We start from the raw sequence: 25,052 nt of genomic DNA, 5'->3' as shown, positions 1-25,052 counted from the left end.
GCCAGCTTCCCGCCCCGCACCCGCCTGGCACGTCGGTCGGCAGCCAGTTGGGCCGCGCTGGCCCGATACTTCGGGCGGCGGTCGGGAAACAGGGTCGACCCGGCCCTGAGTTCTCGACCGACAGTGGCGCGATGACACCCCACCACCCGGGCGATCTCTGCGTTGGACACGTCGGCGGCATGGAGCACCGCGATCTCTTCACGCTGTTCGAAACTCAAACGCGGCCTGAGTCTCGCCGGCGGATCGCACGGGGGCATCACCCCACCACGCTCGCGGTACCAATCCATCCCCGCGAACCGCGACGCGCCAACCCTCTGCGCCGCCTCCGCGACCGTCAGCCCCCCGCGTACAAGACCCCAGAACTCACGACGAACCTGCTGCGGAAACACCCGCCCAGCCGCCATCACAAACACCCCTACATCACGAGGTGTTGCATCCAGACCTTGAACCCAAGGCCGCAGAACGTGGCTCTCGCACCGCCCACCAGCGCGCCGTACGACGACACGCCGAGGGCCACAACCGCCGCACGTGTCCGACATGCCGCCCCAGGTCGGTCGTACGACGACCTCAGCCCGTCAGCACCCCGACGGCCGAGACGAGGTTGAGGGCCACGAAGGTGCCGGCCACGACGACGGCGACGAGGGCCGGGGTCCGGCCGTGGGGGTCGCCGAGCCGCGCCGCCTGACGGCCGAAGTGCACCGCCAGCACCGCAGGCAGCACGAACACGAGAAGCGCCGGACCGCCGGCCGCGAGGAGCACCCACCACTCGGTCGGCTCGGAGCCGCCGGGCGGGTGCCCGAGCGCGGTCGCGATGCCTTCGCCGACCAGGAACGCCAGGGCGAGCGACGGCACCAGTCCGAGCACCGACCACCAGGCGCGTCGCACGCACACCGCTGAGTTGGGTGCCCGGTGCGCGCCTGCGGCGCCTCGCTCCCCGAGGGTCCTCATGACACACCTCCTGCGCGAGCCCCCAGCATCGCGTGCGGCGCGCCGCGGTCACAGGGCCGAAGGACCCCGATCTGCCGCGCGGAGGCGGTCAGCCGGCGGAGTTGCCCGCGCCGTCCTCGCCGGGCGTGTGCGAGGTGTCGCCGTTCTTGTTCTTGTTCTTGCCGCCCTGCGGCTGCGGGTCGGCGGTGGTGGTGACCACCGCGGGCACGCCACCGGTGAGCTCGAACTGGACGTCGGTGCCGTCGCCGCCGAGGGCAGCCGCCTCGACGTGGTAGAACCCGGGCATCGCCCAGTCGGTCCACTTCGTGCAGCCCTCGTCCGAGCGCTTGGCCGACCAGGTGACGACGACCGGAGCGTCGACGGCCTGGCGGATCACCACGTCCTGGGGCGGGATCGACGCCGGGCACTCGCGGCTGCTCCAGATGTAGTCGCTGCCGGAGGTGATGCTGACGGTCATCGTCTCCGGCGACGCCTGCCAGGTGCAGGCCTCGGTGACGACGGTGCGGAGGTTGATCGTGATCGGGACGTCCGCGCCACCGGCAGCGGTCGTCAGGGCAGGCGTGGCGACGATGTCGGACTCGGTGCACGGCCCGGTCGGCTCGGCCAGGACCGGCTCCGGCGGCGCGGTCTCCACGGCAGGGTTCTTCTTGCCCTTCTTGCCCTTCTTGCCGGCGCCGGGCGCCTCGGCGGTCGGGCCCGCGGTGGGTGCGGCGGTCGTGGTCGTGCTCGCACCTGCCTGGGTGGCCTTCGCCTCGTCCTTGCCGTCGGCCGAGCCGCCGAGGACGCGGGCGAGCACGACGACGAGCAGCACCGGGACGACGAACACGATGAGGCGTCGGGTCCAGTAGACCCGGGCCGGGAGCGGCCCACGAGGTCGTACGGTCGTCGGCATGGGCTCAGGTTAGGTAGCAGTCGGCCCGTCTCGGCGGAGGCGCACCGGCTGACCTACGATCGCCGCGATGGACGCCCCCTCTCCCCACGCGTTGCACGACGCCGTGCTCGACTGGTACGACGACCACGCGCGCGAGCTGCCATGGCGCGGGGTGTCCGCCACCCCGTGGTCGGTGATGGTCAGCGAGTTCATGCTGCAGCAGACGCCGGTGGCGCGCGTGCTGCCGGTCCACGCCGCCTGGCTGGAGCGGTGGCCGACCCCGGCCGCCCTGGCCGGCGAGCCCACCGGCGAGGCCGTGCGGATGTGGGGCCGGCTGGGCTACCCGCGCCGCGCCCTCCGCCTCCACGCGGCGGCGACGGCCATCGTCGAGCGCCACGACGGCGAGGTGCCGGCGTCGTACGACGACCTGCTCACGCTCCCCGGCATCGGCGACTACACCGCCGCGGCGATCGCCAGCTTCGCCTTCGGCCGGCGGCACGTCGTGCTCGACACCAACGTCCGCCGGGTCCTGACGCGCGCGGTCTCCGGGCGCGAGCTCCCCGCGCCGGCCGTCACCCGCGCGGAACGCGACGTGGCGACGTCGCTGCTGCCCGACGACCCCGCCACGGCCGCCACGTGGGCGGTGGCGACGATGGAGCTCGGCGCGCTGGTGTGCACCGCCCGCCAGCCGTCGTGCGACGCCTGCCCCATCGCGGCGGACTGCACGTGGCGCGGGGCCGGCTTCCCGGTGTACGACGGACCGCCCCGCCGCGGACAGGCGTGGGCTGGCACCGACCGGCAGTGCCGCGGCCGGATCCTGGCGCTCGCCCGGGAGGCCGACTCGGTCAGCGCCGGGCAGCTCGAGGTCGCCTGGACGGAGGACGAGCAGCGTGAGCGGTGCCTGGCCGGGCTCGTCGCCGACGGGCTCCTGACGCAGATCACCCCGGGGCGCTGGGCGCTCCCGGGGTGACCTGAGTGACGTCTCGGACCGTCAGCCCTCGGACTTCGGCACGTCGGTGGGACCCTCGGTGTCGTCCGGACCGACGACCGGGGTGCCCTCGGCGTCGACCGTCTCCAGCGGAGGCATGTCGGGCACCGTGGAGTTCTTCTGGCCCCTGAAGGTGAACTTCGCCTGGGGACCCTCTCCCTCGACGTCGACCAGCACGATCTGGCCGGGGCCGACCTCACCGAAGAGCATCTTCTCGGCGAGCACGTCCTCGATCTCGCGCTGGATCGTGCGACGCAGCGGCCGCGCACCGAGCACCGGGTCGAAGCCGCGCTCGGCCAGCAGCGCCTTGGCGGACTGGGTGAGCTCGAGCGACATGTCGCGGTCCTTCATGCGGAGCTCGACGCCGGCGATCATGTTGTCGACCATCGCGACGATCTGCTCCTGCGACAGCGGCGGGAACACGACGATCTCGTCGACACGGTTGAGGAACTCGGGGCGGAAGTGCTGCTTGAGCTCCTCCGACACCTTGCTCTTCATCCGCTCGTAGGAGCCGGCAGCATCCGCGCCGACCGCGCCGAAGCCGAGATTGACGCTCTTGGCGATGTCGCGCGAGCCCAGGTTGGTGGTCATGATGATGACGGTGTTCTTGAAGTCGACGACGCGACCCTGGGAATCCGTCAGACGGCCTTCCTCGAGGATCTGCAACAGGCTGTTGAAGATGTCGGGGTGGGCCTTTTCGACCTCGTCGAAGAGCACGACGGAGAACGGCTTGCGGCGCACCTTCTCGGTGAGCTGGCCGCCCTCTTCGTAACCGACGTAGCCGGGAGGTGATCCGAACAGTCGCGACACCGTGTGCTTCTCGGAGAACTCGCTCATGTCGAGCTGGATGAGCGCGTCCTCGTCACCGAAGAGGAACTCCGCGAGCGTCTTGGACAGCCACGTCTTTCCGACACCCGAGGGGCCGGCGAAGATGAACGAGCCGCCGGGGCGCTTGGGGTCCTTGAGCCCGGCGCGCGTACGACGGATCGCGCGGGAGAGCGCCTTGACGGCCTCCTCCTGACCGATGACCCGCTTGTGGAGCTCGTCCTCCATCTTGAGCAGACGGGTGGACTCCTCCTCGGAGAGCTTGACGATCGGGATGCCCGTGGCCACGGCCAGGACCTCGGCGATCAGCTCCTCGTCGACCTCGGCGATCTCGTCGAGGTCGCCCGCGCGCCACTGCTTCTCGCGCTCGGCACGGCGGGCCGAGAGCTGCTTCTCCTCGTCGCGCAGTCGGGCCGCGGCCTCGAAGTCCTGCCCGTCGATCGCCGCCTCCTTGCGCTGGCGCACGTCGCCGATCTTCTCGTCGTACTCGCGCAGGTCCGGCGGCGCGGTCATCCGGCGGATGCGCAGTCGCGAACCGGCCTCGTCGATGAGGTCGATGGCCTTGTCCGGCAGGAACCGGTCGGAGATGTAGCGGTCGGCCAGCGTCGCCGCCGAGACCAGGGCCTCGTCGGTGATGGTGACGCGGTGGTGCGCCTCGTAGCGGTCGCGGAGGCCCTTGAGCATCTCGATCGTGTGCGCGATCGAGGGCTCCTGCACCTGGATCGGCTGGAAGCGGCGCTCGAGCGCGGCGTCCTTCTCGAGGTACTTGCGGTACTCGTCCAGCGTGGTGGCACCGATGGTCTGCAGCTCACCGCGGGCCAGCATCGGCTTGAGGATGCTGGCGGCGTCGATCGCGCCCTCGGCCGCGCCGGCGCCGACGAGGGTGTGGATCTCGTCGATGAACAGCACGATGTCGCCGCGGGTGCGGATCTCCTTGAGCACCTTCTTGAGGCGCTCCTCGAAGTCACCGCGGTAGCGCGAGCCGGCGACGAGGGCACCGAGGTCGAGCGTGTAGATCTGCTTGTCCTTCAGCGTCTCCGGGACGTTGCCCTTGACGATGTCCTGGGCGAGGCCGGCGACGATCGTCGTCTTGCCGACGCCGGGCTCACCGATGAGGACGGGGTTGTTCTTCGTGCGGCGCGACAGGATCTGCATCACGCGCTCGATCTCCTGCTCGCGCCCGATGACCGGGTCGAGCTTGCCCTCGCGCGCGGCCTGGGTGAGGTTCTGGCCGAACTGGTCGAGGACCAGCGAGCTCGACGGGGTCTCGCCGCCGGAGCCGGAGGTCTGGGACCCGGCGGTCGCCGACTCCTTGCCCTGGAAGCCGCTGAGCAGCTGGATGACCTGCTGGCGCACCCGGTTGAGGTCGGCGCCGAGCTTCTGCAGGACCTGGGCCGCGACGCCCTCGCCCTCCCGGATCAGGCCGAGCAGGATGTGCTCGGTGCCGATGTAGGAGTGGCCGAGCTGGAGCGCCTCGCGGAGCGAGAGCTCGAGCACCTTCTTGGCGCGCGGCGTGAACGGGATGTGGCCGGACGGGGCCTGCTGGCCCTGCCCGATGATCTCCTCGACCTGGGCGCGCACGGCCTCCAGGGAGATGTCGAGGGACTCGAGGGCCTTGGCTGCGACGCCCTCGCCCTCGTGGATGAGGCCGAGCAGGATGTGCTCGGTCCCGATGTAGTTGTGGGAGAGCATGCGGGCCTCTTCCTGGGCCAGCACGACAACTCGCCGGGCTCGGTCGGTGAACCGCTCGAACATGTGCGCTCCTCTACGTCTGCGTGGTCCGCTGGCCCCCCGCCGGGACGGGAGCACGAACACTGGGCTCAACGCCCGACATCAGCCTACGTGTTCCCGGGGCACAGACGAGCCCGTCCGCTATCAGCGAACGGGCTCGTCGGCGTCGAGCAGGACGGCGTACGTCAGTGGGCGGCGTCGTAGGCCTGCTGGACGTCGGCGGAGATGCGGCCGCGCTCGGAGACCTCCATGCCCTGGGACTTGGCCCACTCGCGCACGTCCTTGGTGTTGGAGGACGAGGCGGAACCGCCGGACGAGCGGCGGGTGCGGCGGCCACCACCGGTGACCTTGCGGGCGTGGCCGACGTAGCCGCTCAGCGCCTCGCGGAGGGAGGCGGCGTTGGCGTCGTTGAGGTCGATCTCGTAGGTGGTGCCGTCGAGGCCGAATGACACGGTCTCGGTTGCCTCGGTGCCGTCGAGGTCGTCGACGAGAACGATGTTGACCTTTTGTGCCATGTGTATTCCTTTGCTTTTCGCGCGCTCTGGTGCAAACGCGTCGAATGCAGTGTGGCACCACTCGTTCATGCGCACAAAAGAAGTCAGGAATGCCCTGACGTGACGCATCCACTTCGCATCGAAGGTAATGAATTGCCTTTTCCTTGTGCGGGTTTGGTCCTAGCTGCATTCGAACGAGAAAGCAGCACCAGACGCAACGGCGGGAGAAGCACCAATTCGTGACGCGGACCCACACGTCGGGCGGGATGAGCTCAGGCAGCGAGTGCGTGATCCTGACGCATTCTCGTTCCACGGGGTTCGGCAGCCCGCACGGTCAACGCAGCCGGACCTTGAAGTCCTGGGCCCCGCACGTCCTGGCCATCTCGCGGGCGAGGGTGTCGCTGTGCGTGTAGATCTCGACGCCGCCCCCCCAGTCGCGCACCAGGTCACACAGTCCGACCGGGTCGAAGCTGTCGAGGCCGTACGCGTAGGGCCGCGGCAGCTCGTCGTCCTTGTCGACCGGGAGCTGCAGCAGCCAGAAGTTGGCGAACGCGTTGTCGCCGGGATCGTCGAACCACCGCGACACGATGACCTTTCTCGCGGGGTCCTCCAGCTTCAGGAGGTCGGTGACAGCCGGGTCGAGCGCGCTGGACCGGTCCGGGAGCGCGATAGACACAACGGGCAGGACCGACGACAGTCGGTAATCCGGTGTGCGGTGGGCGATCGGGTAGTCGATGGAGCTCACCGGCCGAGGGTCGGCCGGCGGGATCTGCATCAGGAGCACGCTCGCGAGCATGGCCGTCCCGACGACCAGGCTGCCGCGCTGGGTGCGCCGAAGCCCCGGGACGGCAAAGGCACCCCTGGCGGACATGAGGAGGACCACCGGCGCGAGGAACGAGAGGGTCCAGCCGAACTTCTGGGGGTAGTAGCCCCAGGGCCCTCCCGCGGAGCCCGCGCGCTGGTGCATCAGGTAGAAGATCCCGATGGCTCCTGCCAGCCCGACCACCACGGTGCCCACCAGGTCCAGACGCACCGAGGTCCAGACGGACAGCACGAGCAGCACGCCCAACGGAACGAACCAGAACACGGGCGGGAGGTTCTCGCCGTACGCCGGGAACAGGCCCTCCGCGGCGAGCGCGTCGGAGGCGGCCGTGATGTCGCCACGCGTGACGAGCACGAGGTAGGCGACGAGGACGGCCAACGGCGTGACCCAGGCGACCAGCGCCACCCCGCGGAGGTCGAGATGAGCGCGCCGCCGCCACACCACGACGGCGAGCCCGAGGCCGGCAGGAAGCAGGACCAGGGGCGCCCACGCGGCCAGCAGTCCGGTGCCGATGATCGCGAGGACGCCGGAGGAGACCACGGGGCGTCGCTCGGACGAGATCCACGCCACCCATGCGGCCAGGATCAGGCTCGCGGCGGGCAGGGAGTTCCAGAAGCCGTAGACGAACACGAGGCCGGCCAACGACCACGTCCAGGGAATCATCGCGGCAACCAGGCCGAGGACGGCACGACTCCAGACCCTCGACGCAGGGAAGGCAGAGGCCACCAGAAGACCCGCCAGCAGGCTGGTGGCGCCCACCATCAACAGCAGGGCCTCGGACGCGCGGTAGAGGTCGTGGGCCAGCAGGTCACCCCGGCCGACCGCTGAGCGCCCGGGTGCGGCGAAGAGCGCCACGACCTCGTTGGCGAGCGGTGCCGGGTTGCGGTGCGAGGTCGGGTCGAGACCTCCGTCCTCGACGAGGAAGCGGGAGGAGACGAGGTTCCAGGTGTTGTCGTTCCTCATCATCCACGCGAGCTTCGGGCTGTCCGAGAGCCATCGCGCCAGCGGCACCGTCACGACCTGCAGCACCGACACCGCGGCCAGCCCCGCTCCGAGCGCCAGCTGGGACCCGGACACCGCGAGTGCCGTGGCACGACGGCGCCAGAGGACGACGAGGCCCACGGCGGCGACGACTGCCGGGATGGCCAGCATCGTGGTCAGGGAGGCGCCGAGCACAGGCCACAACCGCATGCTCACCGCGAGCAGGGCGAACGCTCCCGACAGGGCCGCTGCCAGCGCGAGGGCGGTGCTGAGCCAGGAGCGCAGGACGAGCGTCGTCGCGACCACGGCGACGAGGAGGAGCGCCGCCGGACTGCCGCCCACGACGACGACACCGCACGCACCGACCAGCGCGGCTCCCAGGGCGCCCACGACCACGCCGTGCCGCGCGTTCCGCGTGTTGGAGGACTCGGGGTCGCCGAACGTCCGCGCGGGTTCGCCTTCGTCACCGACGTGTGGCTGCGCGGCTCCTGCGACGCGTGACGTCACCTCGAGTACCCCCGTCGATCATGGTCAGGACCCCGCGATGCTACGTGTCGGCCGAGCGAGTCCGGTCGAGGTCCTACGAGTTCCGCTCGAATACGAGCCGGAGACCCTGCAGCGTGAGCCACGGGGAATGCTCGGTGAAACACGCGCAATCGTCGACGAGAAGCGTCGCCAAATGGCCCGTCGAAATGACGGTGACGTCGTCGACCGGAGCTCCGAGCTCGGCGATCATGCGCGCCACCAGCCCCTCTACCTGTGCCGCGACGCCGAAGACCATCCCGCTCTGGAGCGCCTCGACCGTGTTCTTGGCGATCACCGACCGTGGGCGCGCGAGCTCGATCTTGCGCAGCTGGGCACCGCGACGACCGAGCGCCTCCAGGGACGTCTCGATGCCGGGCGAGATCGCGCCGCCGACGTACTGCCCCTTGCCGTTGACGACGTCGAACGTCGTCGCGGTGCCGAAGTCGACGACGATCGCGGGGCCGCCGTAGAGCTCTGCCGCTGCCAGTGAGTTCACGATCCGGTCGGTGCCGACCTCGCGCGGGTTGTCCATCAGCACCGGGATGCCGGTGCGCACGCCCGGCTCGACGACGATCGCCCTGACGTCGTGGAAGTGGCGCTCGAGCATCTCGCGCCACTCGTGCAGCACCGCCGGGACGGTGGCGCACACGGCGATGCCGTCGACGTCGCCGAGCCGCTCGTCGAGCAGTCCGCGGAGCAGGACCGACCACTCGTCGGCCGTGCGGCGCTCGTCGGTGTTGACCCGCCAGTGGGCGGTGACCTCCTCGCCGTCGAGGAGACCGATGAAGGTGTGGCTGTTGCCGATGTCAGCGGCGAGCAGGCTCATCCGGGGTCCCCGCGGCGTTGTTCGGGGGAGCGAAGCTTTGGGGTCCCCGCAGGCTTGTGGTGGAGGAGCGGAGCGGGGGAACCAGAAGACTGTGGGGCGAAGCGTTGCGGAGGAGAAGAACGTCGTGGGGTGTTCATTCCGCCGCCCTCATTCCACGAGATCCATGCCGATGTCGAACACGACCACCGAGTGGGTGAGCGCCCCGACCGAGACGAAGTCGACGCCCGTGGCGCCGATGCGCGCGGCCCGCTCGATCGTGATCCCGCCGCTGGCCTCGAGCGGCACCCGCCCGGCCGTACGTCGTACGGCGTCCGCCATCAGCTCGTCGCTCATGTTGTCGAGCAGGATCCGCTCCGGCGGCGCGGGCAGGGCGAGCAGGTCGTCGAGCTGGTCGAGCGTCGTCACCTCGACCTCGACGGGCAGCCCCGGGTGCCGGCCCCGGATGGCCTCGAGCGCGGGGAGCACTCCCCCGGCGGCGATGACGTGGTTGTCCTTGACCATCGCCATGTCCTGGAGGCTGGAGCGGTGGTTGACCCCGCCACCGCAGCGCACGGCGTACTTCTGCAGCGCGCGCAGGCCGGGCAGCGTCTTGCGGGTGTCGAGCACCCGAGTCGGGGATCCGTCCAGCGCGTCGACCCAGCGGGAGGTGGCCGTCGCGATGCCCGAGAGGTGGCACGCGAGGTTGAGGGCGGTGCGCTCGGCGACGAGCATCCGCTGGGTCAGCCCCTCGACCCGCATCACGACGTCGCCCTTCTCGACATGCGTCCCGTCGGCCAGGCGGTCGGTGAGGGTCGCGTCGGCGCCCACCATGAAGAAGGCGACCGCGGCGACGCCGAGACCGGCGACGACGCCCGGCTCGCGCGCGCCGAAGACGGCCTCGGCGCGGGCACCGGCCGGGATGGTCGACTCGCTGGTGGGGTCCTCGTGCGGTCGATCGGGGAGGTCCTCCATGAGCGCACGCGACACGACGTCCCAGACGTGGTCGGGGTCGAGCCCCGCTGCGGTGAGGTCGTCGATGACTTCCTCGGGCACGTCGCGCAGGCTGGTCATGTCAGCACCTCGGCGGTCGACGGATCGGTGGAGGGGGCGTACGTCCACTCGACGGCCACGCCACCGTCGGCGTCGAGCCACGAGTCGACGTGGCCGGCCTTCGTGTCGTCGCGGTCGGGGTGGTCCTCGCGCCAGTGGGAGCCGCGGGTCTCGGTGCGCAGCGCCGCGGCCTCGGCGAGGGCGGTGCTGACGGTCAGCAGGTTGGTGGTCTCCCAGGCGTCGGGCCCGACCTCGGCCGCGCCGTGGTCGAGCGACCCGAGGAACGCCAGCGCCTCGGCGAGGCCGGCCGCGTTGCGCAGCACCCCGACGCGGGTCGTCATCGTCTCCTGCATCGACCGGCGGCGCTCACCCGAGACGAGGCCCTCGGGGCGCACGTCGGCGACGGGGTCGGCCCAGTCGCGCAGCTCGCCGGGCAGCACGTCCGCGATGCGGCGGGAGAACACCAGCCCCTCGAGCAGCGAGTTGGACGCCAGCCGGTTGGCGCCGTGGACGCCGGAGCAGGCGACCTCGCCGGTGGCGTAAAGGCCCGGGACCGTCGTACGCCCCCACAGGTCGGTCGCCACCCCGCCGGACTCGTAGTGCTGGGCGGGCGCGACCGGGACGAGCTCGGTCACCGGGTCGACGCCGTGCTCGCGGCAGACGCGCAGGATGGTCGGGAAGCGCCGTTCCCAGAACGCGGCGCCGAGGTGACGGGCGTCGAGCCACATGTGCGGGTGGCCGGTCTCGATCATCCGGCGGGTGATCGCCTTGGCGACCACGTCGCGGGGCGCGAGGTCGGCGAGCGGGTGCTCGCCCTGCATGAAGCGGTTGCCGTCGAAGTCGACGAGGAAGGCGCCCTCGCCGCGCACCGCCTCGGAGATCAGCGGCTGCTGGCCCTGGGAGTCGGGGCCGAGCCACATGACGGTGGGGTGGAACTGGACGAACTCGAGGTCGCGGAGCCGGGCGCCGGCCCGCATCGCGACGGCCATCCCGTCGCCGGTGGACACGCTGGGGTTGGTGGACTGGCTGAAGACCTGGCCGAGGCCACCCGAGGCGAGGACGACCGCCCGGCAGAGCACGGCACCCACCCCGTCGCGCTGGCCCTCGCCGAGGACGTGCAGCGTCAGTCCGGCCACGCCCCCGTCGGCGCAGCGGAGCAGGTCGACGGCCAGCGCGTGCTGGACGACCTCGATCTCCGGCGCCCGTTCGACCGCGGCGATCAGCGCGCGCTGGATCTCCGCGCCCGTGGCGTCGCCGCCGGCGTGGGCGATGCGGTCACGGTGGTGGCCGCCCTCGCGCGTCAGCGACAGCTCGCCGTCGGGGTGGAGGTCGAACTGCGTGCCGAGGGCGATCAGCTCGCGCACTGCCTCGGGGCCCTCTGTCACCAGGACGCGTACGGCCTCCACGTCGCAGGCACCCGCGCCCGCGACGAGCGTGTCGTGCTCGTGCTGCTCGGGGGTGTCACCCGGTCCGAGCGCGGCGGCGATCCCGCCCTGGGCCCACTGCGTCGACCCGGCGGCGAGGACGTCCTTGGTGACGACGAGCAGGCGCAGCGACGGGTTCGCGGCGTGGATGCGCAGAGCGGCGGTGAGCCCGGCGATGCCGGAGCCCACCACGACGACGTCGGCGCGGGTGGTCCAGCCGGGCGCCGGGGCGCGGAGACGGCCCGGGACCGGCCGGTGGGAGGTCATCCGCGCAGGCTATCGAGCGACGAGGTCGCCGCGGGACAAGGTCTCGTCGCCGAAGGTGTCGGCGGGGTCGAATCCGGTGCCCATGATCTTGTTGTCGGCGTCGACGAAGACGACGTGCGGCTCGAGCTGCTTGGCCTCGGCGGTGTCCATCTGGCCGTAGCCGATGAGGATGACCGTGTCGCCGGGGTGCACCAGCCGGGCGGCGGCACCGTTGATACCGATGACGCCGGAGCCGCGCTCGCCGGCGATCGTGTACGTCTCGAGGCGGGCGCCGTTGGTGACGTCGACGATGTGGACGAGCTCGCCCGCCAGCAGGTCGGCGGCGTCGAGCAGGTCCTCGTCGACGGTGACCGACCCGACGTAGTGCAGGTCGGCCTGGGTCACGGTGGCCCGGTGGATCTTGGACTTCATCATCGTGCGCAGCATCAGCTGTTCCTTCCAGAGGTGGTCGAGGCCGCGGACGCGGTCCCCGCCAGGGCCGCATCGGGGACGATGCGGTCGAACGTGAGGGGCAGGTTGTCGATCAGCCGCGTCGTGCCGACGCGCGCAGCAACGAGGATCCGGCCCACTCCGGTCTCGGGTGGCTCACCGAGGTCGGTCGAGGTGAGCGCGAGGTAGTCGAGCTCGAGACCGGCCTCGGCCTTGAGGACCGACATCGCGGCCCAGCGCGCGGCAGGGACGCCGTACGCCGCCCGCTCCTGCGCGACGCGCAGCGCCCGGCTGAGGGCGAGCGCGGCCGCCCGCTGGTCGTCGTCGAGGTAGCGGTTGCGGCTGGACAGGGCCAGGCCGTCGGGCTCGCGGACCGTCTCGGCACCGACGACCTCGATGCCCATGCACAGGTCGCGGACCATCCGGCGGATGAGGACGAGCTGCTGGTAGTCCTTCTGCCCGAAGACCGCGACGTCGGGGCGGACCAGGCCGAACAGCTTGGCGACGACGGTCAGCACGCCGTCGAAGTGTCCGGGCCGCGACGCCCCGTCGAGGATCGTCGCCAGCGCGCCTGGTGCCACGGTGACGCCGTCGTGGACGGACTCGTGGCTGAAGCCGCCGGGATACATCTCCTCCACGCTGGGGGCGAAGACGACGTCCACCCCCTCGCGGGCGCAGACCTCGAGGTCGGCGTCGAGGGTGCGCGGGTAGCGGTCGAGGTCCTCGGTCGGGGCGAACTGCATCGGGTTGACGAAGATGCTGACCACCACGGGCCCGGTGGTGGCGGCCCGTGCGGTCCGCACCAGGCTGGCGTGGCCGTCGTGCAGGGCGCCCATCGTGGGGACGAACGCGATCTTCTCGCCGGCGCGGCGGGCGCCGGCGAGCAGGCCGGCGAGCTCCTCGCGGGTCGACGCGAGGGCGGGGGTCGTCGTCATCGAGCGTGCCGGTCCAGCGAGGTCGGGGCGGTCGCCGCGTCGAGGACGCCCAGCATCTTGGTGGCACGGATGGGCAGCAGCCGGCCGTCGGTCACCGCCCGGCTCAGGGTGGCGCGGGCCATGGCGAGGTAGGACGGCAGTGTCTGCGGCGCCGTGGCCTCGAGGTCGGCCAGGTGGGCGCGGACGGTCTCCACGTCGCCGCGCACGATCGGGCCGGTGAGGGCCGCGTCGCCGTCCTCGAGCGCGTTGTCGAGGGCGGCGGTCAGCAGCGGGCGGAGCGTGGCGGCGGGGTCCTCGGCGCCGGCGGCGGAGAGGATCTCCATCGCCTCCGCGACGAGGGTGACGAGGTGGTTGGCACCGTGGGCGAGACCCGCGTGGTAGAGCGTGCGGCGGTCCTCGGGGACCCACATCGCGCGGCCGCCCAGGTCGGCGACGAGCGACTCCGTGAGCTCGCGGTCGGCGTCGGCGGCGGTCACGCCGAACACGCAGCCGGCGAGGCGGGGCAGGTCGACCTCCGTGCCGGTGAAGGTCATCGCGGGGTGCAGGGCGACGGTGCGGGCGCCGACCTCGCGGGCGGGCTCGAGCACGGCCAGGCCGTGCCGGCCGCTCGTGTGCACCACCACCTGGCCCTCGCGGATCGCGCCGCTCGCGCTCAGCACCGTGACGACGTTGGACAGCATGTCGTCGGGGACCGTCAGCAGCAGCAGGTCGCTGGCGCGCGCGACATCGGTCGGCTTGGCGACGGTGACCCCGGGGAGCAGGTCGTCGATGCGACCACGCGAGGCGTCGGACTCGCCGGCGGCGGCGACGATGTCGTGGCCGGCGGTCCGGAGGGCGGCGGCCAGGACGGCGCCGACACGACCGGCGCCGATCACGCCGACGGCGAACGTCGGGTGCGACACCGGGCGGAGGACAGGGTCGTGCGTCATGTGGTGACCTCTTCGTTTCAGTCCCGTGGCGGGTACCGATCTACTGCGATCAACATCGAGCGTACGCCCGCCGATTCCACGGTGGGAACGGAACGACGGCGTGACGAAGGCCACTCCCGCCTCCAACTGAGTGGACACACTGACTAGTTGGTGTCACGATCTAGTCATGCAGACGCCGACCAGCACCGACGCCGGCTGGCCGACAGAGTGGATGCGCGGCGCGCTGGCAGTCTGCGTGCTCCACGTCATCGCCGACGGTCCGACCTACGGGTACGCCATCGCCAGCGCCCTCGCCGATGCCGGGCTCGGCACGGTCAAGGGCGGCACGCTCTACCCGCTGCTCGGCCGCCTCGAGGAGGCCGGCCTGGTCTCGGTGGAGTGGCGCGCGGGAGAAGGCGGTCCCGGCCGCAAGTTCTACGCCCTCACCCCGACCGGCGAGGAGGAGCACCGACGCCAGGTCACCCACTGGCTCGCCTTCGCCGACGTCACCAGCTCGTTCGTCCACGACTCCGCCCTCGCGGAGCCCTCCCGGAAGGAACCGTCATGAAGATCGACACCAACACCCCGCACGTCGAGGACGAGTGGACGCAGGCCTTCCTGCTCGAGCTGCGCCTGCGCGGTGTCGACGGGCGCCGGATCGGGTCCGCGCTCGCCGAGGTCGAGGCGCACTGCGCCGAGAGCGGCGAGTCCGCGCGGTCCGCCTTCGGCGACCCCGAGGCGTACGCCGCCGACCTCGCGCCCGCCCCGGCGCCCGCGTCCCCGGACCTCGCACGCGACGTGGCGAGGTCGGTGCTCGGCCTCGCCGGCATGCTGCTGACGCTCGCCGCGATCGGGGCGTGGAGCTCGGGCACGGAGGTCGAGCTCACCGCCGGCTTCCTGGCCGTGTCGGCGCTCGTGGTGCTGGGCACCGTGCTGGTCGTCCGGCTGGCCGAGCCGCTACTGCGCGCGGTCGTGAAGCACTGGTGGGTCGCCGTGGTCGGCGGCGGGGCGCCCGTCGCGCTCTTCGTCGCCGTGCTGGTGACCTGGCGGCAGACCGTGGTCAGCGTCCCGGTCCTGCCCTCGCTCGTCGCGGGGGTGGCCCTCCTGGCCGCGCACACCGTCCTGACGCTGCGCGGGCCTGACCTGGCCGACCCCGTGGTCGGCCCCGAGGGCGCCGGCGGCACCGGGACGATGCACGAGGGCACGGTGTCCCGCGGCCTCGACCTGCTCGGGCCGTGGCTCTTCCCCGTGCTCACCGCCGTGATGGCGATCCCGCTGCTGCTCCTCTGACGGGAGCAGGCACCGCGGCCAGGGTCCCGGTCAGCGGCGCAGGATGCGGCGCGCGGCCGAGTTGCCGGCCAGCTGGACGACCTGCACGAGCGCCACGATCGCGATGACCGCGGTCCAGGTGACGACGGTGTCGAACTGCCGGAAGCCGTACTGCAGGGCGAAGTTGCCCAGTCCCCCGCCGCCGATGACGCCGGCGACCGCGGTCATGTCGACCAGCGCGACGAACGCGAAGGTGTAGCCCAGCACCAGCGGGCCGAGCGCTTCGGGCAGCACCACGGTCCGGACGATGCGGGCCCGGCTGGCGCCGACGGACCGCGCGGCCTCGATGACGCCGGGGTCGACCGTCACGAGGTTCTGCTCGACGATGCGGCTGATGCCGAAGGCGGCGGCGAGCGTGAGCGCGAAGATGATGGCCGGGTTGCCGATGCCGGTGCCGACGACGACCCGGGCGAACGGCTGGACGGCCGCGATGAAGATGACGAACGGGATCGGCCGGAAGAAGTTCACCAGCACGTTGAGCACGAGGCTGACCGGGCGGCTGGCGTAGAGACCGCCGCCGCGCGTGACGTACAGCCCCAGCCCCAGCAGCAGGCCGAGGAGGCCACCGAGCGTCAGGGTGATGGCGACGATGTAGAGCGTCTCCCACGCCGCGTCCCAGAAGAGCGGCCAGAGCTCGCTCATGTTGGAGTCGGTCATCGCGGCAGCTCCTTCGCGGGGACGAGCGCTCGTACGGCGTCGACGGCGGCGTCCACGGCCGCGGGATCACCGTCGAGGGCGAGGGTGAGGTTGCCGAAGGTCTCGCCCTGGACCTCCTCGATGCCGCCGAAGACGAGCTCGAAGCGCACGCCGTGCTCGAGGAGCACCGCGAACACGTCGCTCTGGCGCACGTCGTCGCCGCGGAAGGCGAGCTTGACGAAGCGACCGGCGTGCCGGGCGTGGAGGGCGGCCAGCGCCTCGACGTCGGGCTCGTCGTCGACGATCGTCGAGACGAACCGGCGGGTGACGGGCTGCTGGGGGTCGGAGAGCACCCGCACGACCGGGCCCTCCTCGACGATGCGGCCGGCCTCCATCACCACCACGCGGTGCGCCAGGCTGCGCACGACGTCCATCTCGTGGGTGATCACCACGATCGTGATGCCGAGCTCCCGGTTGACCCGGCGCAGGAGGGCGAGCACCTCCTGCGTCGTCTCCGGGTCGAGGGCGCTGGTCGACTCGTCGGCGAGCAGGAGCTGCGGGTTGGTGGCGAGCGCGCGGGCGATGCCGACGCGCTGCTTCTGGCCGCCCGAGAGCTCCTCGACGTGGCTGTGGGCCTTGTCGGCGAGGCCGACGAAGTGGAGCAGGTCGGAGATCCGCGCGTTCTGCTCGGCCTTCGGGACGCCGGCCACCTCGAGCGGGTAGGCGATGTTGCCCCACACGGTGCGCGAGCGGAACAGGTTGAACTGCTGGAAGATCATCCCGATCCCCAGCCGCACCTCGCGCAGCTCGCGCTCCTTCAGGCCGGTGATCTCCCGGCCGCCGACCCGCACGGTGCCCGAGGTGGTGGACTCGAGCGCGTTGATCAGCCGCACCAGGGTGGACTTCCCGGCGCCGGAGTAGCCCACGATGCCGACGATCTCACCGGCCTCGACCGTCAGGTCGACACCGCGGATCGCCTCGACGGGCGTCCCGCCGCGCGCGGCCGGGAACGTCTTGTGCACGTCGGTCAGCTCGACGAGCGGCATCCTGGGCTCCTCCCCTACTGGCGTCGGGTCACTTCTGCGCTGCGGTGTCGGCCTCGACGTCGTCCAGCGACGCCTGCAGCTCGTCCTGCGGGACCTTCACCAGCTCGGCGGTGCCGCCGGACACGTCCTGCACGCCGTCGAGGACGGCCTGCGTCTCCTGGTAGACCTTGACCAGCTTGAGCAGCGTCGGGTCGTCGCGGTCCTCGGCGCGGACGGCGAAGACGTTGACGTACGGCAGCGCGTTGGGGTCCTCGACGTCGTCGGTGGCCAGCGCGTCCTCGAAGGAGAGGCCGGCCTTCTCGACGAAGTCGTTGTTGATGACCGCCGCGGCCACGTCGGGCAGCGAGGTGGGCGTGAGGTCGGCCTTGATCGCCTTGACCTGCACCTTCGAGGCGGACTCGTCGATGTCGGCGAGCGTGGAGTAGATCGAGCCGCCGTCCTCGAGGGTGATGAGACCGGCCGACTGGAGGATCAGCAGGGCGCGGGCCTGGTTGCTGTCGTCGTCGGGGACGACCACGGTGTCGCCGTCCTGGATCTCCTCGACGGAGTCGACCTTGGAGGAGTAGAGCCCCAGCGGGTAGATCGCTGTCGAGCCGAGCGGCACGATGTCGTCGTCGTTCGCGACGTTGTACTCCGCGAGGTAGACGAGGTGCTGGAACTGGTTGATGTCGAGCTCGCCCTCGCTCAGCGCGGGGTTGGGCTGGGTGTAGTCGGCGAAGTCCTTGACCTCGAGGTCGATGCCCTCGTCGGCGGCGGCGTCGACCAGGACCTGCCAGTACGGGTCGCTGGCGCCGACGGTGCCCAGCACGACCTTCTCGCTCTTCTCACCGCTCGCGGCGCCGGCGTCGTCGCCGCCCCGGGACCAGAGGAAGCCGCCCACCACGGCGATGACCGCCAGGACGGCGATGCCGACCAGGAGCGGCGTACGGCGCTTGGCGGGAGGTGCGATCTGCGGGTGGTTCTCGGACATGGCGGAGCCTTTCGTCGTACGTCGTGGAGCGCAGGGACGCGCACGCGCTCGCGAACCCCCACTGGCCGTCGTCTAACAACACAAAGTTGATAGACAAGCATGACAAAGCCTTGCGACGACCTTAGACCGGTGGAACCCCCGGACACCAAACCGATATGCCCCGAGCCGGTGTGAACCGCCTCACTGCCCCTCGACCGGGGCCCACCCGGGAACAGCGGGAGCGCTCAGGCGCGCAGGTGCAGCCTGGCGTGGTCGGGGTCGTCGACGACGAACGGCCGCGGCGCGCGCGGCAGCCAGACGTGGGTGACGTGGTCGACGACGTGCACGCCCTCCGGGGACTCGATCTCGACGACGCCCTCGGGCACCTGGCCGTCGTGGAGGGCGTTCCAGACCAGCCACTCGCGGCGCTTGCGCCGGTTGCGGATGGAGGTCGCGAACGACTCGGGGTTGGTCCAGTGCGCGAACTCGTCGCCGTCGAGCCACTTCAGCTCGACGCACAGGCCCTGCGGCAGCGCGAACTGCTCGATGCGGTCGGGCGTCGTGCGGATCTCCCACTCCGGTGCCTTGGTGTAGACGTAGTCGGGGCTCATCGGGAAACCCCACTCCTCGATGTTGCGCAGGCCGAGGTCGAGGTAGGCCTTGCGGTCGGACTCGATGTAGAGGCCGTGGCGCGGGAAGCGGATGACCGCCTCGGCCATCCCGACCTGCCAGGACAGGTCGGCCATGGACACCTCGCCCTCGGTGGTGAGGACCATGTCGCCGTCCCACTTCCACGAGTAGCGGGTGCGGACGTGCGAGAAGCACCAGTTGTAGAAGTAGGCGAGCGAGTGCACGGAGCGCTCGTTGACCGCGAGGTGCTCGGCTCCTGCGCGCGCCACCTCGAAGGGGTACGCCTTCAGGGTGAACCGGTCGGACAGGCCGTGCTCGGCCGCGACCCGCAGGGCCTCCTCGCCGGTCCCGTCGTCCGATCCGTTGTCGACGAGCAGCACGTGGTCGCACGCGCGGAGCAGCGGCGGCAGCACGAACCGCAGACCGGGGGCCTCGTTCTTGACCCGCAGCACCGCGGTCGCGCCGCGCCGCAGCCCGCCGGGCTGGTTCCACGGCCAGACGATGTCGAAGTCCTCGTGGCCCTCGACGTTGGTGAGGCCGTGGCCGGAGCCGATCGGGATGGTCACGGCTGCGGGTCCCCGGTCGCGTCTCGAGTGCGCCCGAGGGCCTTGCGGACGCCGCGACGCACCGACGGCGGGATCGCGGCGCGTACGTCGTGGGGCACGCGGTCGGCGAGCGACCTCGATGTCCCCTCGGCCGCGGCATCGTGGAGCGCCCGCCGGCGGGCCTGGTGGCGGGCGTGCTCTGCGGTCGAGCGGCTGATGGCCGCCGCCTCCTCGTAGAGGTCGACGTACTCCGCGCGGAGCTGGTCGAAGGTCGCGTGCGCAGCCGTGGTGTCGCCACCCTCGTCGGCGAGCTTGTTGAGCTCCTCCCACGTCTGGCCGGTGAGGTCGTGGAGCCGCTTGGGCAGCGCGAGGTCGTCGAGCGTGGCGGTGACCCGGCGCAGGTTCGGGTCGATGAAGCGGTGCACCTCGCGGATCTGGTCGCTGCGGGTGTGGATGATCGTCTGGAGGTCGAGCGCGTGGCCCATGGCCGTGGTCGTCCTGACCCAGTCGGTCAGCAGGTCCTCGTAGCGCACGAAGACGCGCCCCTGACCGGCGTCGGCCTCGCCCACGCCGTCGACGCTGCGGGTGGCCCGCTCGGTGTGCAGCAGCATGTTGACCCAGCTGGCCGCGAGGTGCGCCGAGCCGAGCTTGTTGGCGTAGTACTTCTGCTTGGAGCCGACCACCTCGGCGGGCGGTCGCAGCATGGTGGCGAAGACCGGGGTCGCGCCGGTGCGGATGGCGGCGACGCGCCACAGGCCGAGGAACCAGCTCAGCCGCGGGTCCTTGACGACCAGCTCCGGGTGCTCGGCGAAGTGCGGCTCGAGCCACTCGCTGACCCGGATCCGGGCGGGTTCGCGGCTGCAGATGCGACCGGTGTCGAACCACGCCTCCGGGCGGCTGTCGCTGACCTGCACCAGCGCCTCGCGCAGCCACTCGTCGTGGACGTCGACGACCCACTGCGGCTCGCTGAAGCCGCGCGGGTTGGAGTCGTCCGGCGGCACCTCGGGCAGCGGCACGTGCATGCCGAGCCGCGACACGATGCCGGCCAGGGTGCTGGTGCCGCTGCGGCCGGCACCGGCGACGAAGAGGACCTTCCGCGGGACTCCGTCGGGGTTCATCTCGTCGATGGCTCTCGGCTGCTCGGTCACGGCGGGCAGCCTACCGGCGTCCTGCCTGCCGGCCCGTGTCCTAGGGTCGTCGCCCATGAAGCGCCTCTTCTCCCGGGCACCGCTCCTCGGGGTGGTCATCCCGGCATGGGGCGTGGAGGACTACCTCGACGACTGCATGCGGTCCCTCGTCGCCCAGACGCACCGGCGCTGGGAGGCGGTGGTCGTCGACGACGGGGCGACCGACCGCACCGGCGAGATCGCCGACGCGTGGGCGCGGCGCGACAACCGCATCAGCGTCGTGCACTCCGTCAACGGCGGCCTCGGCGCCGCCCGCAACCTCGGCGTCCACCACGTGCGCGGCGACTACCTCGCCTTCCTCGACTCCGACGACGTGCTCCCGCCCACGGCGTACGCCGACCTGGTGGGCGCGCTCGACGACTCGGGCTCCGACTTCGCGACCGGCTCGATCGTGCGCTGGGAGGGCGACCGGCTGGTCGAGCCCCCGTGGATGCGGCGCCTCCACCGGCCGGTGCGCGGCGCACGCGTCGAGGACCGGCCCGAGGTGCTCGGCGACGTGTTCGCCTGGAACAAGGTGTTCCGCAGGTCGTGGTGGGACGCCCGCGGGCTGTCGTGGCCCGAGGGCGTGCGCTACGAGGACCAGCCCACCACGACGCGGGCGTTCCTCGAGGGCAGGTTCGACGTGCTCGACGAGGTCGTCTACCGCTGGCGGATCCGGGAGGGCTCGATCACCCAGACCCGGGCGTCCTCGCTGCAGGACCTCGGCGACCGTTGGGAGACCAAGCGGATGTCGCTCGCCTCGGTGCGCGACCACGGGTCGGCCGAGGTCGAGGCCGTCTTCGTCGACCGGGTGCTGGCCGGCGACCTCTGGCGCTACTTCCTGCTGGTGCCCGGGTGCACGCCCGAGTGGTGGCGGCTGCTGCGATCAGGCGTGCTCGAGCTCTGGGGCCGACGCTCGCTCGTGCACAGCGGCCTGCCGCCGGTCCACCGGCTCGCCGGCTGGCTGGTCGAGCAGGACCGCCGCGCCGACGTCACCGCGCTGATGGAGTGGGTGGCCACGCTCGACGGCCCTGCGGCCCGGGTGCAGGACGTGGCGACCGGGGCCTGGCGGCTGTCCGTGCCGCCCTCGGTGCTCGACGAGACCACCGTGGATCCCGCAGCGCTGGCGCTGCGGGACCACGAGGTCGACGTCTAGATCTGGATACGCCATGTCAACGGCCTCTAGATCTCGGTACGCCTTGTCACCGGCTTCGTCCCACAGCCGGTGGGCTACTCGATCTGGCCGCGCCCACGCGGCGCGCGCGAGCGCGCGTCGCTGCGCGGCTCACAGCAGGCCTTCGGACTCCAGGAACTCCTTGGCCACGTCGGCCGGCTGCTCGCGGTCGATCTGGACGCTGACGAGCAACCCACCGAGGGTCTCGTTGTCGAGCGCCGCCATCAGGTCGTTGAGCGGGCCCTCGATGTCGGGGTGGTCGGCGAGGAAGTCGGTCGACACGGCCGGGATGAGGTTCTGCGCGGGCTGGATGCCCTTGTCGTCCTCGAGCAGGAGCAGGCCCTGGTCCTCCAGCGTGCCGTCGAGCGTGCTGGTCTGGCCGAGCTGGGCCTCGCCGTCGAGGACCGCCTGGAACGTCTCGGTGGAGGCGTAGCCGAGCGGCTCGAGGGTGATGTCGATGCCGTAGGTGTCGACGAGCCCCTTCTCGCAGTCGGTGCGGCCCTTGCAGTCCGGCGCCGCGGCCAGCGTCACCTTCTGGCCCTCGAGGTCGGAGAGCTTGGTGACGCCCTCGGAGTCGGAGAAGTCCTGGCTGGTGAAGTAGCCGTTGGCGGAGAACGCCGGGGAGGGGTCGAGCAGGGTGATGCCCTTCTCCTCGAGCAGCGACGCGCCGGCGTCGATCGTCTCCTGGGCGTCGCTGGTCGACAGCGGCTTGGCGTCGGGACCGTTGGCGTCGGTGTTGAGCTGGTCGACGATGCCGGCGACGTACTCAGGGGCGATCTGGACGGAGTCGGGCATCTCGTTGAGGTAGATCGGGCGGGTGTCGACCAGGCGGGTCTCGACCTCGTAGCCCTCGGCCTCGAGGACCTGCTGGTACATCGCGGTGACGAGCGCGGCCTCGTCGAAGCTCTGGCTGCCGATGACGACGGAGGTGCCGTCGCCGCCCCCACCGCCCGAGCCGGAGGTGGGCTCGTCGTTCTCCGAGGCCAGGTCGTCGCCGGCGCACCCGGCCATCAGGGCGGTGAGGGCCAGGGCGGTCACCGCCATCAGCGGACGTCGTACGTGCATGTCGTTCAACCTTCTGTGTCCCGTGGCCGAGCCACGCGTGTCCGGTGATGCGAGCGGGTCCGCTCAGCCCCCGGTGGGAGCCTCTGACACCGTAGTCGAGGGCACCGACAGCGCGTCATCACGATCCGCTGACGGACCGCTCGGCATGGGGTCGACGGCGCGCTGGGCGGCCGCCGCGGCGAGCTCGAGGACCAGCGCGACGACGGCGACGACGACCGCGCCGGCCATGCCCTGGGCGTAGTCGTTGCGCGCGAAACCTTCGGTGATGATGCGACCGAGCCCCGGCCCGGCGACCAGGGCCGCGATGGTGGCGGTGGCCCACACCTGCACGAGCGCGAGGCGCACGCCCGACGCGACCACCGGCAGCGCGAGCGGCAGCTCCACGCGCCGGAAGCGCTGGACCGGCGACATGCCCATGCCGTCGGCGGCCTCCTGCACGTCGGAGGGCACCTCGCGCATCCCGACGTAGCCGTTGGTGATGAGTGGCGGGAGGGCGAACAGCACGAGCGCGATGAGCGTGGCGAGGCCGGCACGGCCGTAGGGCCCGAAGTCCGCCGACCCGGGCCAGTCCGCCGCGACCAGGATGGCCAGCAGCGCGAAGGTCGGGACGGCGCGGCCGACGTTGGAGATGTTGACGGCGAGGAAGCCGCCCTTGCCGAGGTGACCCAGCCAGAGGGCGAGCGGCAGCCCGAGCAGCATGGCGGCCGCGAGGGCCGTCGCGGTGAGCAGCAGCTGCTCCAGCAACCGCGCGACGAGGCCCTCCGCGCCGGTCCAGTTGTCGGGGTCGAGGAGGTACTGCCAGGTCTCGGAGAAGAGCTCCATCAGCGCGCCCCTGCCGTCCAGGGCGTCAGCACCCGTTGCAGCAGCACCAGCAGGACGTCGAGGACCACGGCCAGCACCACGCACAGCACCGCGGCGGTCATCAGCTCGGCCCGGAAGTCGCGCTGCACGCCGTGGGAGATGAGGTCGCCCAGACCGCCGTAGGCCACCAGCGTGCCGACGGTGGTCAGCGCGACCGTCGAGACGGCCGCGACGCGCAGGCCCGCCATCACGACCGGGAGCGCGAGCGGCATCTCGATGCGGGTGAGCATCCGCGCGCGGCCGTAGCCGAGGCCGCGCGCCGCCTCTCGTACGTCGTCGGGCACGGACCGGAGCCCGTCGAGGAGCGCACGGACCAGGATCGTCAGCGCGTAGAGCCCGAGCCCGATCACGACCGTCGCCGCGGAGAGGCCGGTGAACGGCACCAGCAGCGGCAGCAGCGCCAACGACGGCACGGTGTAGACACCGGTGCTGAAGCCGAGCACGAGGGACTCCAGCCGCGGGATCCGCCGGGCGAGCAGCGCCAGCGGGACCGCGATGACGATGCCGAGCACGAGGGCGGCCAGCGTGATGCCGATGTGCTCGACGAGGGCGTCGGTGATCTGCACGTGGCGGTCCTCGACGTACTGCCAGCAGAACCACTCGTTGACGAACCGGCTGTAGCAGGTCGGCCCGGAATCGGCTGCCCCCAGTATGGTCACCGCATGGACGCTACACGGGGCGACGAGCCGATGATCCGGCTCCAGGGCGTCGGCAAGACCTACCCCGACGGGACCGTTGCCGTCCACGAGCTGGACCTCGACGTCTCGCGCGGCGAGATGGTCTGCCTCGTCGGCCCGTCCGGGTGCGGCAAGTCGACGACGCTGAAGATGATCAACCGGCTGATCGAGCCGACCACCGGCCGGATCTGGCTCGACGGCCAGGACGTCACCGACGTCGACCCGGTCGAGCTGCGCCGCGGCATCGGCTACGTCATCCAGCAGATCGGGCTGTTCCCGCACCAGCGCATCGAGCAGAACGTGATGACGGTGCCGCTGCTCTACGGCGAGTCCAAGACCACCGCGCGCGAGCGGGCCCACGAGCTCCTCGAGACCGTGGGACTCGAGCCGGCGCAGTACGCCCGGAAGTACCCGCACGAGCTGTCCGGCGGTCAGCGGCAGCGCGTCGGCGTCGCTCGCGCGCTGGCGGCCAACCCCCCGGTGCTGCTGATGGACGAGCCCTTCGGTGCCGTCGACCCGGTCGTGCGCGGCCGCCTGCAGGACGAGTTCCGCCGGCTGCAGGACGAGCTCGGCAAGACCGTGGTGCTGGTGACCCACGACATCGACGAGGCGATCCGGATGGGCGACCGCGTCGCCGTCTTCGCCACGGGCGGCCGGCTCGCGCAGTACGCCACCCCCGGTGAGCTGCTCGCCCACCCCGCCGACGAGCAGGTGGCCGACTTCGTGGGCTCCGGCGGCCTCCGCACCCTCACCGTGACCCGGCTCCGCGAGGAGCACCTCGAGCCGCTCGACGGCGTCGCCACCGGCGACCTCGGCTCGGCGATCGACATCGACTCCTCGCTCGAGGACGCCCTCGCCGCGATGCTCCGCGACGACAAGCCGATGGTCGGCGTACGACGCGGGCCGACGTTCCTCGGCGTGCTCACGCCCGCCGGCGTGCACCGCGCGCTGCGGCGCTCGCTGAGCTGAG

The 25,052-nt window shown here is 71.6% G+C and carries 25 protein-coding genes; 5 read left to right on the top strand and 20 right to left on the bottom strand.

Features of this window, described 5'->3' with window-relative positions:
* The 3 genes from ACXJKB_RS11875 to ACXJKB_RS11865 form a co-directional block, all read right to left on the bottom strand.
* Window positions 1-218 (bottom strand): helix-turn-helix domain-containing protein (locus ACXJKB_RS11875; protein WP_457188551.1); only part of this gene is annotated, 218 nt, incomplete at its 3' end.
* Window positions 219-567: 349 nt separating this feature from the next.
* Complete coding sequence (locus tag ACXJKB_RS11870) at window positions 568-948, bottom strand: hypothetical protein (protein ID WP_457188549.1); 381 nt, start codon at window positions 946-948, stop codon at window positions 568-570.
* 88 nt (window positions 949-1,036) lie between these two features.
* Entirely contained in the window at window positions 1,037-1,840 is an 804-nt protein-coding gene (locus tag ACXJKB_RS11865; protein ID WP_457188547.1) for a hypothetical protein, read from the bottom strand.
* A 67-nt stretch (window positions 1,841-1,907) separates the two neighbouring features.
* On the opposite strand from ACXJKB_RS11865, the gene ACXJKB_RS11860 reads away from it, so the two are divergent.
* Window positions 1,908-2,789, top strand: coding sequence for an A/G-specific adenine glycosylase (locus ACXJKB_RS11860; RefSeq protein ID WP_457188545.1), 882 nt, complete (start codon window positions 1,908-1,910; stop codon window positions 2,787-2,789).
* 21 nt (window positions 2,790-2,810) lie between these two features.
* Here ACXJKB_RS11860 and ACXJKB_RS11855 read toward each other — a convergent pair whose 3' ends face one another.
* The 9 genes from ACXJKB_RS11855 to ACXJKB_RS11815 all read right to left on the bottom strand — a co-directional run bounded on the left by ACXJKB_RS11855 (window position 2,811) and on the right by ACXJKB_RS11815 (window position 14,025).
* Window positions 2,811-5,387, bottom strand: a complete 2,577-nt coding sequence (locus tag ACXJKB_RS11855; RefSeq protein WP_457188543.1) for an ATP-dependent Clp protease ATP-binding subunit — start codon at window positions 5,385-5,387, stop codon at window positions 2,811-2,813.
* 161 nt (window positions 5,388-5,548) lie between these two features.
* Complete coding sequence (locus ACXJKB_RS11850; protein WP_300049271.1) at window positions 5,549-5,878, bottom strand: histone-like nucleoid-structuring protein Lsr2; 330 nt, start codon at window positions 5,876-5,878, stop codon at window positions 5,549-5,551.
* 313 nt (window positions 5,879-6,191) lie between these two features.
* The gene (locus ACXJKB_RS11845; RefSeq protein ID WP_457188541.1) at window positions 6,192-8,168 is read right to left on the bottom strand and encodes a hypothetical protein; all 1,977 of its coding nucleotides are present in this window, start codon (window positions 8,166-8,168) and stop codon (window positions 6,192-6,194) included.
* A 73-nt stretch (window positions 8,169-8,241) separates the two neighbouring features.
* A complete protein-coding gene (locus tag ACXJKB_RS11840) occupies window positions 8,242-9,012 on the bottom strand; it encodes a type III pantothenate kinase (protein WP_457188539.1) in 771 nt (256 codons plus the stop codon).
* 147 nt (window positions 9,013-9,159) lie between these two features.
* Window positions 9,160-10,062, bottom strand: a complete 903-nt coding sequence (gene nadC, locus ACXJKB_RS11835) for a carboxylating nicotinate-nucleotide diphosphorylase (RefSeq protein WP_457188537.1) — start codon at window positions 10,060-10,062, stop codon at window positions 9,160-9,162.
* Entirely contained in the window at window positions 10,059-11,732 is a 1,674-nt protein-coding gene (locus tag ACXJKB_RS11830) for an L-aspartate oxidase (protein WP_457188535.1), read from the bottom strand. The genes nadC and ACXJKB_RS11830 overlap by 4 nt, the downstream gene beginning before the upstream one ends.
* Window positions 11,733-11,741: 9 nt before the next feature.
* Window positions 11,742-12,158: an aspartate 1-decarboxylase gene (gene panD / locus ACXJKB_RS11825; RefSeq protein WP_300049263.1), complete on the bottom strand. Its 417-nt coding sequence runs from the start codon at window positions 12,156-12,158 to the stop codon at window positions 11,742-11,744.
* Window positions 12,158-13,096, bottom strand: a complete 939-nt coding sequence (panC, locus tag ACXJKB_RS11820) for a pantoate--beta-alanine ligase (protein WP_457188533.1) — start codon at window positions 13,094-13,096, stop codon at window positions 12,158-12,160. Before panC ends, panD begins: the two co-directional genes overlap by 1 nt.
* Window positions 13,093-14,025 (bottom strand): Rossmann-like and DUF2520 domain-containing protein, encoded by a 933-nt coding sequence (locus ACXJKB_RS11815; RefSeq protein ID WP_457188531.1) that lies wholly within the window; start codon window positions 14,023-14,025, stop codon window positions 13,093-13,095. Before ACXJKB_RS11815 ends, panC begins: the two co-directional genes overlap by 4 nt.
* 166 nt (window positions 14,026-14,191) lie before the next feature.
* Between ACXJKB_RS11815 and ACXJKB_RS11810 the strand changes: the two genes are divergently transcribed.
* Window positions 14,192-14,572, top strand: a complete 381-nt coding sequence (locus ACXJKB_RS11810) for a PadR family transcriptional regulator (RefSeq protein WP_457188529.1) — start codon at window positions 14,192-14,194, stop codon at window positions 14,570-14,572.
* Window positions 14,569-15,294, top strand: a complete 726-nt coding sequence (locus tag ACXJKB_RS11805) for a hypothetical protein (protein ID WP_457188527.1) — start codon at window positions 14,569-14,571, stop codon at window positions 15,292-15,294. The genes ACXJKB_RS11810 and ACXJKB_RS11805 overlap by 4 nt, the downstream gene beginning before the upstream one ends.
* Window positions 15,295-15,324: 30 nt before the next feature.
* Here the strand turns inward: ACXJKB_RS11805 and ACXJKB_RS11800 are convergent, their stop codons facing one another.
* From ACXJKB_RS11800 to ACXJKB_RS11780, 5 genes are all read right to left on the bottom strand, one after another.
* A complete protein-coding gene (locus tag ACXJKB_RS11800) occupies window positions 15,325-15,990 on the bottom strand; it encodes a methionine ABC transporter permease (protein ID WP_457188525.1) in 666 nt (221 codons plus the stop codon).
* A complete protein-coding gene (locus tag ACXJKB_RS11795) occupies window positions 15,987-17,015 on the bottom strand; it encodes a methionine ABC transporter ATP-binding protein (protein WP_457188523.1) in 1,029 nt (342 codons plus the stop codon). The genes ACXJKB_RS11800 and ACXJKB_RS11795 overlap by 4 nt, the downstream gene beginning before the upstream one ends.
* A gap of 28 nt (window positions 17,016-17,043) precedes the next feature.
* Window positions 17,044-17,985: a MetQ/NlpA family ABC transporter substrate-binding protein gene (locus ACXJKB_RS11790; RefSeq protein ID WP_457188521.1), complete on the bottom strand. Its 942-nt coding sequence runs from the start codon at window positions 17,983-17,985 to the stop codon at window positions 17,044-17,046.
* Window positions 17,986-18,209: 224 nt separating this feature from the next.
* Window positions 18,210-19,160 carry a glycosyltransferase gene (locus tag ACXJKB_RS11785; RefSeq protein WP_300049253.1) on the bottom strand — a complete coding sequence of 317 codons (951 nt, stop codon included), beginning with the start codon at window positions 19,158-19,160 and terminating at the stop codon, window positions 18,210-18,212.
* A complete protein-coding gene (locus ACXJKB_RS11780) occupies window positions 19,157-20,287 on the bottom strand; it encodes a sulfotransferase family protein (RefSeq protein WP_457188519.1) in 1,131 nt (376 codons plus the stop codon). Before ACXJKB_RS11780 ends, ACXJKB_RS11785 begins: the two co-directional genes overlap by 4 nt.
* 55 nt (window positions 20,288-20,342) lie before the next feature.
* Between ACXJKB_RS11780 and ACXJKB_RS11775 the strand changes: the two genes are divergently transcribed.
* Window positions 20,343-21,461: a glycosyltransferase family 2 protein gene (locus ACXJKB_RS11775; RefSeq protein WP_457188517.1), complete on the top strand. Its 1,119-nt coding sequence runs from the start codon at window positions 20,343-20,345 to the stop codon at window positions 21,459-21,461.
* A gap of 129 nt (window positions 21,462-21,590) precedes the next feature.
* Here ACXJKB_RS11775 and ACXJKB_RS11770 read toward each other — a convergent pair whose 3' ends face one another.
* The 3 genes from ACXJKB_RS11770 to ACXJKB_RS11760 all read right to left on the bottom strand — a co-directional run bounded on the left by ACXJKB_RS11770 (window position 21,591) and on the right by ACXJKB_RS11760 (window position 24,064).
* Complete coding sequence (locus tag ACXJKB_RS11770) at window positions 21,591-22,544, bottom strand: ABC transporter substrate-binding protein (protein ID WP_457188515.1); 954 nt, start codon at window positions 22,542-22,544, stop codon at window positions 21,591-21,593.
* Window positions 22,545-22,607: 63 nt separating this feature from the next.
* Entirely contained in the window at window positions 22,608-23,366 is a 759-nt protein-coding gene (locus tag ACXJKB_RS11765) for an ABC transporter permease (protein ID WP_457188513.1), read from the bottom strand.
* Window positions 23,366-24,064, bottom strand: coding sequence for an ABC transporter permease (locus ACXJKB_RS11760; RefSeq protein ID WP_457188511.1), 699 nt, complete (start codon window positions 24,062-24,064; stop codon window positions 23,366-23,368). Before ACXJKB_RS11760 ends, ACXJKB_RS11765 begins: the two co-directional genes overlap by 1 nt.
* A 3-nt stretch (window positions 24,065-24,067) precedes the next feature.
* Between ACXJKB_RS11760 and ACXJKB_RS11755 the strand changes: the two genes are divergently transcribed.
* Complete coding sequence (locus ACXJKB_RS11755) at window positions 24,068-25,051, top strand: ABC transporter ATP-binding protein (RefSeq protein WP_457188509.1); 984 nt, start codon at window positions 24,068-24,070, stop codon at window positions 25,049-25,051.
* The last annotated feature ends 1 nt before the right edge of the window (window position 25,052 follow it).

Source organism: Nocardioides sp. P5_E3, assembly GCF_054049275.1.
This window is presented reverse-complemented; position numbering and strand designations above follow the sequence as displayed.

What these genes read in the sequence shown, in the direction of transcription:
- ACXJKB_RS11800 (WP_457188525.1), bottom strand. Translation starts at nt 15,990, where the DNA reads ATGACCGACTCCAACATGAGCGAGCTCTGGCCGCTCTTCTGGGACGCG.
- panC (WP_457188533.1), bottom strand. Translation starts at nt 13,096, where the DNA reads ATGACGACGACCCCCGCCCTCGCGTCGACCCGCGAGGAGCTCGCCGGC.
- ACXJKB_RS11795 (WP_457188523.1), bottom strand. Translation starts at nt 17,015, where the DNA reads ATGCCGCTCGTCGAGCTGACCGACGTGCACAAGACGTTCCCGGCCGCG.
- nadC (WP_457188537.1), bottom strand. Translation starts at nt 10,062, where the DNA reads ATGACCAGCCTGCGCGACGTGCCCGAGGAAGTCATCGACGACCTCACC.
- ACXJKB_RS11860 (WP_457188545.1), top strand. Translation starts at nt 1,908, where the DNA reads ATGGACGCCCCCTCTCCCCACGCGTTGCACGACGCCGTGCTCGACTGG.
- ACXJKB_RS11815 (WP_457188531.1), bottom strand. Translation starts at nt 14,025, where the DNA reads ATGACGCACGACCCTGTCCTCCGCCCGGTGTCGCACCCGACGTTCGCC.
- ACXJKB_RS11765 (WP_457188513.1), bottom strand. Translation starts at nt 23,366, where the DNA reads ATGGAGCTCTTCTCCGAGACCTGGCAGTACCTCCTCGACCCCGACAAC.
- ACXJKB_RS11805 (WP_457188527.1), top strand. Translation starts at nt 14,569, where the DNA reads ATGAAGATCGACACCAACACCCCGCACGTCGAGGACGAGTGGACGCAG.
- ACXJKB_RS11870 (WP_457188549.1), bottom strand. Translation starts at nt 948, where the DNA reads ATGAGGACCCTCGGGGAGCGAGGCGCCGCAGGCGCGCACCGGGCACCC.
- ACXJKB_RS11775 (WP_457188517.1), top strand. Translation starts at nt 20,343, where the DNA reads ATGAAGCGCCTCTTCTCCCGGGCACCGCTCCTCGGGGTGGTCATCCCG.
- ACXJKB_RS11755 (WP_457188509.1), top strand. Translation starts at nt 24,068, where the DNA reads ATGGACGCTACACGGGGCGACGAGCCGATGATCCGGCTCCAGGGCGTC.
- ACXJKB_RS11770 (WP_457188515.1), bottom strand. Translation starts at nt 22,544, where the DNA reads ATGCACGTACGACGTCCGCTGATGGCGGTGACCGCCCTGGCCCTCACC.
- ACXJKB_RS11865 (WP_457188547.1), bottom strand. Translation starts at nt 1,840, where the DNA reads ATGCCGACGACCGTACGACCTCGTGGGCCGCTCCCGGCCCGGGTCTAC.
- panD (WP_300049263.1), bottom strand. Translation starts at nt 12,158, where the DNA reads ATGCTGCGCACGATGATGAAGTCCAAGATCCACCGGGCCACCGTGACC.
- ACXJKB_RS11850 (WP_300049271.1), bottom strand. Translation starts at nt 5,878, where the DNA reads ATGGCACAAAAGGTCAACATCGTTCTCGTCGACGACCTCGACGGCACC.
- ACXJKB_RS11855 (WP_457188543.1), bottom strand. Translation starts at nt 5,387, where the DNA reads ATGTTCGAGCGGTTCACCGACCGAGCCCGGCGAGTTGTCGTGCTGGCC.
- ACXJKB_RS11840 (WP_457188539.1), bottom strand. Translation starts at nt 9,012, where the DNA reads ATGAGCCTGCTCGCCGCTGACATCGGCAACAGCCACACCTTCATCGGT.
- ACXJKB_RS11790 (WP_457188521.1), bottom strand. Translation starts at nt 17,985, where the DNA reads ATGTCCGAGAACCACCCGCAGATCGCACCTCCCGCCAAGCGCCGTACG.
- ACXJKB_RS11830 (WP_457188535.1), bottom strand. Translation starts at nt 11,732, where the DNA reads ATGACCTCCCACCGGCCGGTCCCGGGCCGTCTCCGCGCCCCGGCGCCC.
- ACXJKB_RS11810 (WP_457188529.1), top strand. Translation starts at nt 14,192, where the DNA reads ATGCAGACGCCGACCAGCACCGACGCCGGCTGGCCGACAGAGTGGATG.